Annotated in this window: 8 protein-coding genes and 1 pseudogene; 3 read left to right on the forward strand and 6 right to left on the reverse strand. The window is 60.2% G+C overall.

All coding sequences use genetic code 11. The features are described from left to right. Window positions 1-129 precede the first annotated feature (129 nt). The 3 genes from WHX55_RS13880 to glgB all read left to right on the forward strand — a co-directional run bounded on the left by WHX55_RS13880 (window position 130) and on the right by glgB (window position 7786). Window positions 130-2127, forward strand: a complete 1998-nt coding sequence (locus WHX55_RS13880) for an alpha-1,4-glucan--maltose-1-phosphate maltosyltransferase (RefSeq protein ID WP_150756043.1) — start codon at window positions 130-132, stop codon at window positions 2125-2127. 83 nt (window positions 2128-2210) lie between these two features. Then, window positions 2211-5552 carry a maltose alpha-D-glucosyltransferase gene (gene treS, locus WHX55_RS13885; RefSeq protein ID WP_150756044.1) on the forward strand — a complete coding sequence of 1114 codons (3342 nt, stop codon included), beginning with the start codon at window positions 2211-2213 and terminating at the stop codon, window positions 5550-5552. Between the two features lie 2 nt (window positions 5553-5554). Continuing rightward, window positions 5555-7786: a 1,4-alpha-glucan branching protein GlgB gene (gene glgB, locus WHX55_RS13890; protein WP_150758124.1), complete on the forward strand. Its 2232-nt coding sequence runs from the start codon at window positions 5555-5557 to the stop codon at window positions 7784-7786. A 289-nt stretch (window positions 7787-8075) separates the two neighbouring features. On the opposite strand, the gene WHX55_RS13895 is transcribed toward glgB, so the two are convergent. The 6 genes and pseudogenes from WHX55_RS13895 to WHX55_RS13920 form a co-directional block, all read right to left on the reverse strand. Continuing rightward, window positions 8076-10925: an RHS repeat-associated core domain-containing protein gene (locus WHX55_RS13895; RefSeq protein WP_353742907.1), complete on the reverse strand. Its 2850-nt coding sequence runs from the start codon at window positions 10923-10925 to the stop codon at window positions 8076-8078. An 82-nt stretch (window positions 10926-11007) separates the two neighbouring features. After that, window positions 11008-11133: a hypothetical protein gene (locus tag WHX55_RS13900; protein ID WP_257605560.1), complete on the reverse strand. Its 126-nt coding sequence runs from the start codon at window positions 11131-11133 to the stop codon at window positions 11008-11010. After that, window positions 11105-11361, reverse strand: a pseudogene (locus WHX55_RS13905) (autotransporter outer membrane beta-barrel domain-containing protein); the annotation flags it as partial. The pseudogene WHX55_RS13905 and the gene WHX55_RS13900, both read right to left, overlap by 29 nt. A 110-nt stretch (window positions 11362-11471) precedes the next feature. After that, window positions 11472-14069 (reverse strand): autotransporter outer membrane beta-barrel domain-containing protein, encoded by a 2598-nt coding sequence (locus tag WHX55_RS13910; RefSeq protein WP_353742908.1) that lies wholly within the window; start codon window positions 14067-14069, stop codon window positions 11472-11474. A 181-nt stretch (window positions 14070-14250) separates the two neighbouring features. Continuing rightward, complete coding sequence (locus WHX55_RS13915; RefSeq protein ID WP_150724007.1) at window positions 14251-15051, reverse strand: endonuclease/exonuclease/phosphatase family protein; 801 nt, start codon at window positions 15049-15051, stop codon at window positions 14251-14253. 96 nt (window positions 15052-15147) lie between these two features. Then, entirely contained in the window at window positions 15148-15906 is a 759-nt protein-coding gene (locus WHX55_RS13920; RefSeq protein ID WP_353742909.1) for a PIG-L family deacetylase, read from the reverse strand. Window positions 15907-15974 lie beyond the last annotated feature (68 nt).

Below are 15974 nucleotides of genomic sequence, written 5' to 3' on the forward strand. Positions count from 1 at the left end.
GGAAATTGTCGATGAAACTTTCCCGGCGGCTGTCGCTCGGAACCTAAGTGAGTGCATCCCGGGGCGGATTGCCCGGCGGGGTGGCGACCAGACACAAGCGCGTCCATGGGGCGTAAGGAGAGAGGCTCGATGACGGCTGAAAAACCGACTGAGTTGAGCTACAACCCGCACATGCCGCTGTCGCAGGCGTTGTTGCTGCCGCGTATCGTCATAGAAAACATCATGCCAACCCTTGAAGGCGGACAATTCGCGGTCAAGGCCGTGGTGGGGCAGGACGTGGTGGTGACGGCCAAGGTCTTCGCCGACGGGCATGACAAGCTGGCGGTTCGCGTGCGCTGGCGGGCCGAAGACGAGGACGTCTGGCAAAGCGCGGCCATGCACGACCTGGGCAACAACGGCTGGCAAGGGCAGTTCCGTGCCGACAGCCAAGGCCGCTATCTGTTCTGTATCGAAGCCTGGATCGATCAGTTCGCCAGTTTTTGCTATGAGCTGGAAAAGAAGCATGCGGCGGCGGTGCCCGTCAGCCTGGAATTGCAGGAAGGGCGGATTCATGTCCAGCAAGCCGCCGAGCGCAGCGAAGGGCAACTCAGCGAGCAATTGGCGGCGTTGCACCATGAACTGTCAGGGCTGCTTGAAACCGAGCAGATTGCACTGTTTTTGCACCCGCGTAGCGCCGACCTCATGGCCCGCGTCAATCATCGCGCCTACCTGAGCCTGAGCCCGGAGTACCCGGTGGATGTGGAGCGCGAACTGGCGCAGTTCGCCAGTTGGTATGAATTGTTTCCACGTTCGATCACCGACAGCCCGGCGCGCCATGGCACCTTCGATGACGTGCATTCGCGGCTGGCGATGATCCAGGACATGGGCTTCGACGTGTTGTATTTCCCGCCGATCCACCCGATCGGGCGCAGCTACCGCAAAGGCCCTAACAATTCGCTGACGGCGGGCCCCGATGATCCGGGCAGCCCCTATGCGATTGGCAGCGAGGAGGGCGGGCACGAGGCGATTCACTCACAATTGGGCAGCCGCGAAGACTTCCGCCGACTGGTGGCGGCCGCTGCGGCCCATGGCCTGGAAATCGCCCTGGATTTTGCCATCCAGTGCTCCCAGGACCATCCGTGGCTCAAGCAACACCCGGGCTGGTTCAACTGGCGGCCGGACGGCACGATCAAGTACGCGGAGAATCCGCCGAAGAAATACCAGGACATCGTCAACGTCGACTTCTATACCCCGGAGGCGATTCCGAGCCTGTGGGTGGAACTGCGCGACATCGTGGTCGGCTGGGTCGAGGAGGGCGTGAAGATCTTCCGCGTCGACAACCCGCACACCAAGCCGTTGCCGTTCTGGCAGTGGCTGATCGCCGATGTACGGGCGCTGTACCCCGAGGTGATCTTCCTCGCCGAAGCCTTTACCACCCCGGCAATGATGGCGCGCCTGGGCAAGGTCGGATATTCCCAGAGCTACACCTATTTCACCTGGCGCAACACCAAGGCCGAACTGGCGACCTACTTCACTGAACTCAACGAATCGCCTTGGCGCGAATGCTTTCGGCCGAATTTTTTCGTCAATACACCGGACATCAACCCGGCGTTCCTCCATGATTCAGGGCGCCCCGGGTTTCTCATCCGCGCCGTGCTGGCGACCATGGGCTCGGGCTTGTGGGGCATGTATTCGGGTTTCGAGTTGTGCGAGTCGGCGCCAGTGCCGGGCAAGGAGGAATACCTAGATTCCGAGAAGTACGAGATCCGCCCCAGGGACTTCAATGCGCCGGGCAACATCATTGCCGAAATCGCCCAACTCAACCGCATCCGCCGGCAGAACCCGGCGTTGCACACGCATCTGGGCCTGAAGGTCTATAACGCGTGGAACGACAACATCCTGTACTTCGGCAAACGCAACTTTGACGGCAGCAACTTCATTCTGGTGGCGGTCAGCCTCGATCCGCACAACGTGCAGGAAGCGAACTTCGAGTTGCCGTTGTGGGAAATGGGCTTGCCGGACTACGCCAGCACCCAGGGCGAAGACTTGATGAATGGCCATCGCTGGACCTGGCATGGCAAGCAGCAATTCATGCGGATCGACCCGGCGTACCAGCCGTTCGGGATTTGGAGGATTACCGCCTCTTGAGAACACCACAACCTCTGGGGCAAGCCTCCTCACCACAGGGGATTCTCAGCTTGTGGCCAAGTTGAATTCACCAGGAGTTTCACATGGCGAAGAAACCCAAGGCAGCCACGTTCATCAAGGACCCGCTCTGGTACAAGGACGCGGTGATCTATCAAGTTCACGTCAAATCGTATTTCGACTCCAACAACGACGGGATTGGCGATTTTCCCGGCCTCATCGCCAAGCTCGACTACATCGCCGACCTGGGCGTCAACACCATCTGGCTGTTGCCGTTCTATCCCTCGCCACGGCGCGACGACGGTTATGACATCGCCGAGTACCGCGGCGTACACAGCGACTACGGCACCATGGCCGATGCCAGGCGTTTCATCGCCGAGGCGCACAAACGCGGCCTGCGGGTGATCACCGAACTGGTCATCAACCACACCTCCGACCAGCACCCGTGGTTCCAGCGGGCGCGCAAGGCTAAACCCGGATCGGCGGCGCGGGACTTCTACGTGTGGTCCGATGACGATCATAAATACGACGGCACCCGCATCATTTTCCTCGACACCGAAAAGTCCAACTGGACCTGGGACCCGGTCGCCGGCCAATACTTCTGGCACCGTTTCTACTCCCACCAGCCGGACCTGAACTTCGATAACCCGCAAGTCATGAAAGCGGTGCTGTCGGTGATGCGTTACTGGCTCGACATGGGCATCGACGGCTTGCGCCTGGACGCCATTCCCTACCTGATCGAGCGTGACGGCACCAACAACGAGAACCTGCCGGAAACCCACGACGTCCTGAAAAAGATCCGCGCCGAAATCGACGCCAACTACCCCGACCGCATGTTGCTGGCCGAGGCCAATCAGTGGCCGGAAGACACCCAGTTGTACTTCGGCGCCACCGACAAGAAAGGCCTGAACGGCGACGAATGCCACATGGCCTTTCACTTCCCGTTGATGCCGCGCATGTACATGGCGCTGGCCCAGGAAGATCGCTTCCCGATTACCGACATTCTGCGCCAGACCCCGGATATCCCCGCCAACTGCCAGTGGGCAATCTTCCTGCGCAACCACGATGAGTTGACCCTGGAGATGGTCACCGACAAGGAGCGTGACTACCTGTGGAATTACTACGCCGCCGACCGTCGGGCGCGGATCAACCTGGGGATTCGCCGTCGCCTGGCGCCGCTGATGGAGCGCGACCGCCGCCGGGTCGAGCTGCTCAACAGCCTGCTGCTGTCGATGCCCGGCACGCCGACCCTGTATTACGGCGATGAAATCGGCATGGGCGACAACATCTACCTCGGCGACCGCGACGGTGTGCGTACGCCGATGCAATGGTCCATCGACCGCAACGGCGGTTTCTCCCGCGCCGACCCGGCGAGCCTGGTGCTGCCACCGATCATGGACCCGCAATATGGCTACCTGTCGGTCAACGTCGAAACCCAGGCCGGCGACCCGCATTCGCTGTTGAACTGGACCCGGCGCATGCTCGCCGTGCGCAAGCAATCCAAGGCCTTTGGCCGCGGTACGTTGAAGATGCTGTCGCCGAGCAATCGGCGGATTCTGGCCTACACCCGTGAGTACACCGGGGTGGATGGCAAGCACGAAGTCATTCTGTGCGTGGCCAACGTGTCGCGCAGCGCCCAGGCCGCCGAGCTGGACCTGTCGGCCTACGTCGGCATGGTGCCGGTGGAAATGCTCGGGGGGAACGCATTCCCACCCATCGGCCAGCTGAATTTCCTCCTGACGCTGGCGCCATACGGCTTCTACTGGTTCGGCCTCGCCGCGGAAAACCAGATGCCGAGCTGGCACGTGGAGCCCGCACAAAGCCTGCCGGACTTCACCACGCTGGTGCTAAAAAAGCGCATGGAGGAACTGCTCGAAGCGCCGTCACGCACCACAATGGAGCAAAGCATCCTGCCGAGCTGGTTGCAGAATCGCCGCTGGTTCGCCGGCAAGGACGCGGCCATTGAGCAGGTCGATCTGGCCTATGGCGTGCGGTTCGGCGACCCGCAGCATCCGGTGCTGTTCAGTGAGATCAATGTCACCAGCGCTGGCCAGAGCAGCCGCTACCAGTTGCCGTTCGGCTTTATCTCGGAGGATCAGGTCGGTACTCCGTTGCCGCAGCAATTGGCATTGTCGCGGGTACGGCGCGGACGCCAGGTCGGCCTGATCACCGATGCCTTCAGCCTGGACACCTTTGTGCATGCCGTATTGCAGGGCATTCAGGCCGGCACCGTATTGGCTTCCAGCGATGGCGACATTCGCTTCGAGTCCACCGCGGAGCTGGAAAAACTTGGCCTCAATGCCGAGTCGCCGGTACGTTACCTGTCCGCCGAACAGTCCAACAGCTCGGTGGTGATCGGCAACAGCCTGGTGCTGAAGCTGATCCGCAAGGTCGCCTGCGGTGTGCACCCGGAACTGGAAATGAGCGCGTACCTGACCGAAGCCGGGTTCAGCAATATTTCGCCATTACTGGGGGCCGTGGTGCGACGCGACGGGGCGGGTGAAGACAATTTGCTGATGATCGCCCAAGGCTATTTGAGTAACCAGGGCGACGCCTGGGAATGGACGCAGAACAACCTCGAACGGGCGCTGCGCGATGAGCTGGCCGACGCCGTGTCCGAGCAGGAACAGCATTACAACGCGCTCGGCGAACTGAAAGACTTCGCCGCTATGCTCGGTCAGCGCCTGGGGGAAATGCATCAGGTGCTGGCGGCGCCGAGTGCCAACCCGGACTTCTTGCCCCAGGTCACCACGCAGAAAGAGGCGCTGGCCTCGGCCAGGGATGTCGCGGCGCAAATCGAGCACGCGCTGAACTTGCTCAAGCAGCATAAAAATCAACTGAACCCGGCGGACCAAACCCTGGTCGGCCGTTTACTGGACAACAGGAAAGCCATCCTCGGCCATGTACAAGCGTTGGGCAAAAAGACCGCGGGCGGCTTGCGCATTCGTGTACACGGCGACCTGCATCTGGGGCAGGTGCTGGTGATCAAGGGCGATGCCTATCTGATCGACTTCGAAGGCGAACCGGCCCGGCCATTGCATGAACGACGGGGCAAACACAGCCCGTACAAGGATGTCAGCGGCGTGCTGCGTTCCTTCGACTACGCGGCGGCGATGGCGATCAACGTGCAGAGCGTCGACAACACCGCGGCGGCCGATGCCGCGCGCTTGCGGGTCACCGATCGCTACTTGAGCGAGGCGCGGCAAGCATTTGTCGACGCTTATCGGCTGGCGGCAGCTAGTCTTGCCCATGCATGGCAAGATCCCGAAGGCGAGGATGCCGCGCTGGCGTTGTTCGGTCTGGAGAAGGCGGCGTATGAAGTGGCTTATGAGGCGGAAAATCGCCCCGCCTGGTTGCCCGTGCCGTTGCACGGTTTATATGGATTATTGAGTGGGCTTAAACCCTTTTCCGATCTTGGTGGAGAGTAGTCATGAGTGTCTCGAACAAGGAACAGGGTCATCACAAAGAAGCGCTGCTGCCCAGGGCGCGGGATATCGATGCATTGGTGCGTGCCGAGCATATCGATCCTTTCGCCATTCTCGGCCCCCATGCTGATGGTGCCGGCGGGCAATTCATTCGCGCGTATCTGCCGGGCGCCCTGAGTGTGCAGGTGCTGGCCAGGGACTCCGGCGAAGAGCTGGGGCAACTGGAGGTCACGCAGACACCAGGGTTGTTCGTCGGGCATTTCGATCGAGCACAAGCGTATCTGCTGCGCACCCGTTGGGCCGGCGGCGAGCAAACCGCAGAAGATCCTTACAGCTTCGGCCCGTTGTTGGGCGAAATGGATTTGTACCTGTTTGCCGAAGGCAATCACCGCGACCTCAGCGCGTGCCTGGGCGCGCAACTCAAGACCGTGGACGGCGTCGACGGCGTGCGTTTCGCCGTGTGGGCGCCGAATGCCCGGCGGGTGTCGGTGGTCGGCGATTTCAACGTCTGGGACGGGCGCCGGCATCCGATGCGCCTGCGTCATCCCACCGGCGTCTGGGAGTTGTTCATCCCGCGCCTGCAGGCCGGGGACACCTACAAATACGAAATCCTCGGCGCCCACGGCATCCTGCCGTTGAAGGCCGATCCCGTGGCGCTGGCCACCAGCCTGCCACCGGACACCGCCTCGAAAGTCGCCTCACCCTTGAACATCGACTGGCAGGACCAGGACTGGATGTTGTCCCGGGGTGACCGCCAGCGGGTGACGGCGCCATTGTCGATCTACGAATTGCACGCCGGCTCGTGGCAATGCGAGCTGGACGACCTGGGTGAAGTGGCCCGCCAGTACACCTGGCCGGAATTGACCGAGCGGCTGATTCCCTATGTCAAAGACCTCGGTTTCACCCACATCGAACTGATGCCGATCATGGAGCACCCGTTCGGCGGTTCGTGGGGCTATCAGTTGCTGTCGCAATTCGCACCGAGTGCGCGCTATGGCACGCCGGACGAGTTCGCCGCGTTCATCAACGCCTGCCACCAGGCCGAGCTCGGGGTGATTCTCGATTGGGTGCCGGCGCATTTCCCCACCGATATCCACGGCCTGGCCCAGTTCGACGGCACGGCGCTGTACGAGTATGGCAACCCACAGGAAGGGTTCCACCAGGACTGGGACACGCTGATCTACAACCTGGGTCGCACCGAAGTGCACGGCTACATGCTGGCGTCGGCGCTGCACTGGCTCAAGCATTTTCATGTCGACGGCCTGCGGGTCGATGCGGTGGCCTCGATGCTCTACCGCGACTACTCGCGCAAGGCCGGCGAGTGGGTGCCGAACCGCCACGGCGGGCGGGAGAACCTGGAAGCCATCGACTTCCTGCGCCACCTCAATGACGTGGTCGCCCTCGAAGCGCCCGGTGCGCTGGTGATCGCCGAAGAATCCACCGCATGGCCGGGTGTCAGCCAGGGCACGCAGCAAGGCGGCCTGGGCTTTGCCTACAAATGGAACATGGGCTGGATGCACGATTCGCTGCATTACATCCAGCAAGACCCGGTGTACCGCGCCCATCACCACAACGAGCTGAGCTTCGGCCTGGTGTATGCGTGGTCCGAGCGCTTCATCCTGCCGATCTCCCATGATGAAGTGGTGCATGGCAAACACTCGCTGATCGACAAAATGCCCGGCGACCGCTGGCAGAAATTCGCCAACCTGCGGGCCTACCTGAGTTTCATGTGGGCGCATCCCGGCAAGAAGCTGCTGTTCATGGGCTGCGAATTCGGCCAGTGGCGCGAGTGGAACCATGACCAGCAACTGGACTGGTACCTGTTGCAATACCCCGAGCACAAGGGCGTGCAGAAACTGGTGTCTGACCTCAACCGCTTGTACCGCGAAGCGCCGGCGCTGCATGAGCAGGACGATGTACCGCAGGGTTTCCAATGGCTGATCGGCGATGACGCGATCAACAGCGTTTATGCGTGGTTGCGCTGGAGCAAGGACGGCGAACCGCTGCTGGTGGTGGCTAACTTTACCCCGGTGCCGCGTGAGGCTTATCGCGTTGGGGTGCCGTTTGCCGGGCAGTGGAGTGAGGTGCTCAACAGCGATTCGTCGATTTATGCCGGTTCCAATTATGGCAACAGTGGCGGGGCGGTGGCCGAGGAGACGCCGAGCCATGGGCAGGCGTTGTCGTTGGTGCTGAACTTGCCGCCGTTGGCGGTGTTGATGTTAAGGCCGCAGGGCTAGGAAAGTCAGAAGTTAACTCATTGCCGCGTTAATAGATTGAGCGCGGTTAGTTTTCCATGAGACGTAACCGAGCAGTTAGTAACGACGATTAGCTCGGTTGTGTTGACGAGTTCGCTTTTTTTCTGAGTGTTCGTTAACTTAATTGTCTTGAGGAGCATGGGGAAATGACGGGGGAGTCGCCGCAGCGCATAATGTGCGATCACGGTCTTTATCGCTGTGTAGACAGCACTGACACAATAACAACATGCCCGTAGTTCCTGTGGGTTCAACCTTGAGAAGGCCACTAAATCTAATTGACGAGTAGACGGGAAGACTTGAGAGGTTTTCCTGGTCTACCGTTTTTATCTCTCTGCGCCCAATCTCTGAAAGTTAAAGTTTCTAATGGGGATAGTCCGTTTTTGCCCCTGGACGGAATGTTGACAGTAGGGCGGATGTTTACATGGCTGGCTGGAAGTTGTGCGTGTCGCTCCTCTATTTTAATGTTCCATTCGTATAGGTCTGAAGCGTTGTAGAGATTGTTTTCGAAGTAGGTCTCAAGTTCTTCTTGGTGCATGTGAGGTTCGGCTTTGAGTTTGTCTGGGATTCGTTCTGAAACAAATATGTCTTTTAAATTCGCTCCGCCTTTTTTCAAAAAATTCAAAGTGTGCAATTTTTGCTCGATTTTAGGTCGGTAATGACCGCTCTTGTTTTCAATAAATGAAACTGCTCCATTCGTTATTACGATCATTCCGGCGTCTAGAACTGGGCGACCGGAGAAAGGAGATGAGTGGTACCTTTTATCGCGGGTATGTTTAAATATGGCAAGTTCTGGTTGATGTTGCTCGTTGAATCCTAATGCGTACCCCAAGTTGGTATTCAATTTAAGCCAGTTTGAGGATGATGTGGTGGTGTTGTTGTAACCGACAAGCTGCTCCTTATTGTTGGAAAGCAATCCGTTCCTTACTGTTAGAGTCATTAAATTGTCTGCTCGTTCTTGTTGGTTGTAATATCTGATGCCTTTGTATTTAAATGAGTTTTTTAGTTGTCTGTCTTTGTCGTTAATTTGCTCGCCTATATAGTCGAGGTGGCGCCCTCTTAATACATGTCCGTGGCCTGGTAGTAAGTGTTTGTGGACAAGCATCTGCCAGCGTTTTTTGTCCAGGCCAACGCTATCTACATTATTGACAGGGTCGGAACCTACAAATTGATACAAATTCATCCCATCTACATACCCCGCCGGATCCGGATTAATCCACCGCTGCAACCACGGCGCGTAATAGCGGAATCCATAGTAATAAAGTCCCGTCGCGTCCCGCTCCTTGCCCGAATACCGCACGGTCTTGTACTTGGCTTCTGTGGCCGAACGGGCCGCGAAACAAGCCGTACCACCAAACGGGTAATACCATTCCTGGCTGATCAGGTCGGCGTTTTGGTCCAGCTCCAGCGCGCTGGATTGCAGGTGGTCATTGAGGCTGTAACGCACCTGGTCGTTGGTAATGTCATCCGGTGGATTGGCAACCCAATGCAGCACCTGCACGCTGTTGCTACCGGCGCTGGCATTGGTCACGTGGGGGATTTCACCGGTGCCGCCATGACTGCGGATCTCCACGCCGGGCAGGTAGCGTACTTCGCTGATCAACGTCCGGGCGTTGGTCTGGTTTGAACGCAATTTGCGCACCCGTTGGCCGCCGCCGTCGTAGAGGTAGTGTTCGTAGTCGTCATTGCCGTCTTCGCGGACGACCGGGCGCACGGTGGACAGTTGATTGCGCAGATCCCAGCCGAGTGACTGGCCTGCTTGCAGTTCACGTAAATTGCCATTGGCATCGAAACCGGCGGCCAGTTCGGCTTCGGTCGGTGGACGGCCATTGCGCTCGGGCAGGCAGCGGTTGCTGTACTTCGCGCGGGTCAAGGTGCGGCTGTGTGCCTGGGCGCCGACGTGCGTCAGGTCCAGCAGATTGCCGCCGGCGTCGTAGTGATAAGTCTGGCTGTAATTGCCAACTTGGTTAGGGTCGAGCGGCAAAGGTTGAAGGTCGGGCAGGGCGGGGTCGCCATGGCCGGACTTGGCTTCCCATCCGGTGGCTTCGATCAGTTGATCGAGAGTGTCGTAGTGGTAGGTCTTGATCGGTTCGATACGCTGGTTGTTGAAGTAGCGGATCGGTTGGGCAGCGTCTTCGATGCTCATCAGGTTGCCGACTGCGTCGTAGCGGTATTTCAGGTCCTGCAGTGGCGTGCCGTTGGTCTTGTGTGCGCTGAACCCAATGAGGCGACCATTCGCAGGGTCGTAGCGGTGGCGGGTGACGACGCCGTTACCGGCGGCTTCCGCTTCGATCTGGCCGGAGGCGTTGTAGCTGAGATCGCTGACCAGTGTTCGTTCTGTCTGGTCGGGGCCGGCCAAGATCAGTCGCGTGTCGTTCAATTCGCCGGCGACGCTATAGGTAAAACGCCGATGATTACCCAGCGCATCGATTTGCCGGAGCAGTTCACCGCTGGGGGCATATCGTAGTGAGGTGGTGGCACCTTCGGCGGGTTCAAGTAACGCATCGCGCGCGGCCACGCTGTCGGGCCAGTTCACCGTGTCGGTATCCAGCAAAAAATGCCGCGTCTGTTGCAGCACCGCACCACTGATGCCGAGATCGTTCAGGTGCAACGTCCCGGCCGGGTCGTCATGGCGAATCAACTGGCCGCACAGATTGTGCGATGCGGCGTCGGCATCGACTCTCGCATAGCTGAAGCGCTCAAGGACGTGCTCAGCGACCTCTTTACCACGCTCCTGTATGGTCACCGGCCGCAGCAGTACATCGAACCCGGTCAGGGAGTAGCTGCCACGGCCGTCCCAAGCCTCGATGCGTTGCCCGGCCGCACCGGGCAACGCCACCCGCCACCCCGCATCCACACTGTCACTCGACAACGGCACGCCAGACAGGTTGAACACCTGGCTCAAATTGGCCGGCACCAACGCATCGTTCTGCGCCAGGGCAAACAGATACGGATCACGGCTGGCCACCGGCCTGCCTGCGGCATCGAACCGTTGATGCGTGACCCGTGCCTCAAGCGGATCGGCCGCCTGCCGCCGATGAAACTGCACCGTTCTGACTGTCAGCCCACGCGCGTCCGAAACCGCAAGGGTTGGCGTGCCGTGATGCGCATGGTCCACAGACATCCGTGACGGCCTCGATCAGGGTGAGTTGCCCATCACAATGCATCACCATCAATGCTGTGGATACTGTAAGAAATACCAGTTTTCACCAGCGTATCCGCACACCCAGGTTGCCGATCAACCCGTTCAGGTCATTGTCGTCCACGTCGCTGCTGTAGTCGGCGCTGATGTACAGGCTCACCGGTTTGTGCCTGGCGAGAAGGCTGGCCATAGAGTTGGTCCCAGGTCGTGGGCGCGGCGTCTGCGGTGGTCAGGTTGGACCGGGATAGGTTTCTGCAAGGGCAGGCAGACTGAGTGTCGGGATGTCCTGGCGATACCACGGGGCTGTTTCTTGCTCGTCAGTGGCGGCTTGTACTTGCATGGTGAAACACAGCAGGAGTGAACTCGACACCGTGCAAAAAGTGACTTTGATCTCTTGTGGGGTGAGCGGGATTTTCATGGCGGTCTACCTTGCAGTCGCAGGCGGTATCTCGCGATGGCGTCTCTCCTACCCCGAATGAGGGGCGACCGAATGGAAAAAAAACCTCGGGACGGCGCAGATGTCCTCCATTACCACTTCACCCGGACCCCCACGTTACCGAATGTTCCCCGTTGTTGGTTGCTGTCGATATTGCTGGTGTAGTCGAGTCCGGCGTACACGCTGACCGAGGCCGCAACGCTCAGCACCATGCCGATACCGAGGTCGGCGGACGAGGTTCGTTGTTGGGTTTCGACTTGATCGAGATGGTCAAAGGTGACCGTATCGGTACCGGTGAAGGTGTGCCAGATGTTGGCCCGCAGATAGGGTTCCAGCGGCCGGCCGCCGACCTCGTAGCGACCCTTGAGGCGTGCGCCGACGCGGCCGGTCCAGGCACTGTCGGAATCGAACGAGACATGGGAGATGCCGTCGTCCTGGCTGTCGAGTTTGACCTTCTGGTAAATCGCCTGGGCCTGGGGTTCGACCACCCAGTTACCGGTCACCGCGATCGGGTATCCGACTTCTGCCGATAACGTCGTTACGTGCCCGTCATTGTCGATCTTCAGTCCACTGTCGGAACGGTTGTCGCCGTTGAGCCAGGTGTACATGGCCACGGTATCGAGATACGCGCCGGCGCGATCGATCAGGGTCCAGTAAACGCCAAGGCTGTCGCCTTGCAACTCGACGTTGCCGGAGCGCTTGCCTGCGAAGCCCTGATTGAAACCGTCGACATCGCCTTGCAGGCGGCTGTGGCCGATGAAGAAACCGCTGCGCTGGGTTTGCCCACCCGCCAACTCTGAGCTGAACAGATCATTGCCGACCTGAAAGCCATTGAGCGAGCCGTCCAGTCTTGGCGTGACGGTGCCGGCCCAGGTCTGTTCGAGGTTCTTGCCGTAGACCCGGCCCCAACCGGCACTGAGCGCACCGGTTTGCGTCAGCAGGCGCTGATCTCCCTGACGGTCATGAAAAGTGCCCAGTGCTGTCAGGCTCAATTGTGCTGCAGCCGGCGGCACCACCGACCAGGTAGGCACCGCCTCGCGATACAGGGGGATTGGTGCTGCGCCGGGTACGGCGGCCGGCAACACCGGGGCTTCGACCGTCACGACGCCTTCAACTCCTTGAACCCCGGTGGCCACAACCACTGGCGCGGCGACCGGCACTGCGACGATGGGCACCAGCGTCGGTGGCAAGGCGGGATCAGGGTTGGCGACGGCTACCACTGGCGGTGCCACCACCGAGGAGCGTAAATACCAACTGTTTTCGCTGCCCGGTGTGATACCGCCTTTGAACAGGCGGTAATCGAAGGCGCCAACCGACACCGGGGCTTTGAGGGCGAACGCGGTGTTGTCGCTGACCGCCGTGCCTTGGGCCTGAACCAGCTGGATACCGTTTTGCCCGGTCAGGGCACCCGCGCCGCCAACGTTGGTGACGCTGATCAGGGTGCTGCCGGTCAATGTGCCGTTGTTGACCACCAGTTTGTCGCTGGGAGAGCTGTCATCGCCCACGGCGCTTTGCAACAGCAACTGGCCGCCGTTACCCACGTAATTGCCTTCAACCGTCAGGCTGTCATTGGTCCGCGAGTTGCCACGGGTGAGGTCGATGACCCCGCTGTTGTTCAGGGTAACGAGCCGACCTGTGGTCAATGGCGTGATGCTGCCCTGCACCGACGTCAACGTACTGCTGCCGTCGACATTGAACACGCCGGTGCCCGTGGCGCTGTCCCCCAGTTGAAAAACGCCATCGAGATCAAAACGTGAGCTGTTGCCGAGGTTGACCGTTTCCCAGTTGATGTAGCGGCCGGCGCCTGACGAGGTGGTGTGATCGAAGGTCAGCAGGTCATTGCCGACGCCGCCATTGATGCTCGGGGTGAGGGCGAGGGTGCTTTCGCTGAGGTTGCGCAGGGTGGCGCTGTCGATGCCGGCCTCCAGCAGGATTTGCGAGCGGATGGTCCCGTCGCCGTCCCACACCAGGGTGTCATCGCCGTTGCCGGCGCGGATCTCGCCGACGATTTCCCCGCCGGTGACCGTGATGCTGTCGTTGCCATTGCTGACACTGATGTTGCCACCGATACTCCCCCCGGAAACGATGATGGTATCGGTGCCCAAACCGGTCACCAGGTTGCGAAGTATCTGCCCACCCGACATTTCGAAGAGATTGTTATCGAGCTTCATGTCAACCCGGCCGATGGAGCCACTGGTCATCCTGGCAACGTCGCCGTCCTCGAAAGCGCCGACGATGGTGCCGCCAGTCATCAGGAAGGTATCGCGACCGTCGCCTTGGGCCAGGGACTGAAGGGTCCCGCCAGACATGACGAAGTTATCGATGCCATTGCCCTGGCTGACCGCCCCGGTGACTTGCCCGGCGCTGATCGTGAAACTATCTGCCCCGTCGCCCTGGTTCACAGTGCCGGCCACGGTGCCGGACGCCATGTTCACCGTGTCGGCACCGGCGCCGAAGGTCACGTTGCCGTTGATCCTGCCGGTGCCAGTGGCGGTGAAGGTCAGGGTGTTATTGCCCGACAAATCGCTCAACGGCCCACTGGTGCCGCTGTCGCAGACGAAGTTGTCGTTACCGGCGGTGGGGGTGAGTGTGCAGGCGGCGTAGGCTGCCTGGGGCCAATTTGCACATAACCAGATTGAGAACAGGCAGGCGCCGAAACGGTATTTGGGCAGATCTGTCGAAAACTCCATGCATGCCTCCGCGATGGGATCAACCTCCGTTCCTTTGGCCGCCAGGAATGGCCAGGACCGACTGCGCCTACCGGCATCGGCAGGGCATCACCAACGTAGCAGGCACTGCTTCAATGTGGCTACTGTCAGAAATAACAGGTAGGGGGCGGTTTCACAGCGCCAGGCGTCTAATGGCCGTGATTCACAGGTGCACTTCCACCGCCAGCGGCAAATGGTCAGAAAGGTGCGTCCACGGTTTGTGCCCGAGTATTTGCGGCTCATGGCTGCTGGCGTTGCGCAGGTAGACGCGGTCCAGGCGCAGCAAGGGAAACCGCGCGGGGTAGGTTTTGGCCGGACGACCATGGTGGCGTTCGAAGGCTTCGTGCAAGTAATCGCGGCGGGCCAGGGCGGCATTGCCCTGCATCTGCCAGTCATTGAAGTCGCCGGCAATGATCACCGGAGCATCATCCGGCAGGGACTCGAGGAGCTGACAGAGCAATTGCAACTGCAGCTGACGATGGCTTTCCAGCAGGCTGAGGTGAACGCAGATCGCATGCACTTCGCGATGCCCCGGCACGTCCAGCACGCAATGCAGCAAGCCACGGCGTTCGGGGCCGGTAATGGAAACATCCAGGTTTCGATACTCGCGGATCGGGTATTTCGACAGCAGGGCATTGCCATGATGACCGTCGGGATAGACGGCATTGCGCCCATAGGCGAAGTCGCTCCACATGCTGTCGGCAAGGAATTCATATTGCGAGGTTTGTGGCCAATCGTTGTAGCGGGAGGAGTGGCGGTCATGCTCGCCGACGACTTCTTGCAGAAACACCAGGTCTGCCGACGTACTGCGCACCGCTTCACGCAACTCGGGGAGGACGAAACGCCGGTTGAGTGCGGTAAACCCCTTATGGGTGTTTACCGTCAGCACGCGAAGCCGATGAATCGCCGGGGGTGTGTTCAACGGCGTTGATTCGGCTGCCTGCCGTTTTGGATGACTGGCCACATGCACTCCTCTGATTCAGGGCTGCCTATGTATGCGACTGATGTGACGGCAGGCAGTTCAGTCTGCCTGGCAGCGCCACACCTATCACCGATGGTTTCACACCAGCACAATTTCATAAGGCAAACGGATACGCTCCAGCAGCGTCCGGGGCAGCAACGGCGCGATGCCGATGGCCGGTTCGCCGTCGAGTTGGCTGGCGTAGGCGTGGGTGGCGTGGCTCTTGCGGGCGACGGTCCAGGTATCGAGGCGCACCTTGCGGGCACGGTGCCAGGGAATCAGCTCCCGGTCCCGTGCCGGCCAGTGCCAGGCCCAGAACGGTACGTCGTTGTAGGTTGCCCCGATATTGGCTGCCGCCCTGGCGCTGGCGCGGCCAACGGTGTCGTGATCGACGTTGCCATCCTCGCGCCAGGTGCTGAACACCACATCACCGGGGCGCAGGTAGCGCATGATGAATTGGACGATCTGATCTTCGTGCTCCACCAGCGCGTTGTCCGCAAACCCGCCACGAATCCACTTCAGGCTGTGCATCGGCAACCCGAGTCGGCGGATGGCTTCCACGCTTTCCTGGGGACGAAATACGCTGAGGCGTTTTTCCGACCACTGCCGAGAGCCCGGATGGCTGGCGCTGCCGTCGGTGATCGAGATCAATTGCAGCGGGTGGCCGAGGTTACTGAGCAATTGCAGCAGGCCGCCGCAGGTCACGACTTCATCGCCGGGGTGCGGGGCAATGAGCACCGCGCGTGCGCCGGTGGGCACCAGGGATTGGGTGCTGATGACCGGGATGCTGTCCAGTTGCGGGGCACTGTTCCAGATTTGTGATGGCAGGCTGGCTTCGTTTAGGGAAACGGGTTTCATGCTGGATACGTCCTTGTTCTGCGTCGCCTTCAGTCGTGCATGGGACAAACCCGGCAGACCCGTGAGGG

The organism is Pseudomonas fluorescens, from assembly GCF_040448305.1.
GTDB classification, from domain to species: domain Bacteria; phylum Pseudomonadota; class Gammaproteobacteria; order Pseudomonadales; family Pseudomonadaceae; genus Aquipseudomonas; species Aquipseudomonas fluorescens_BH.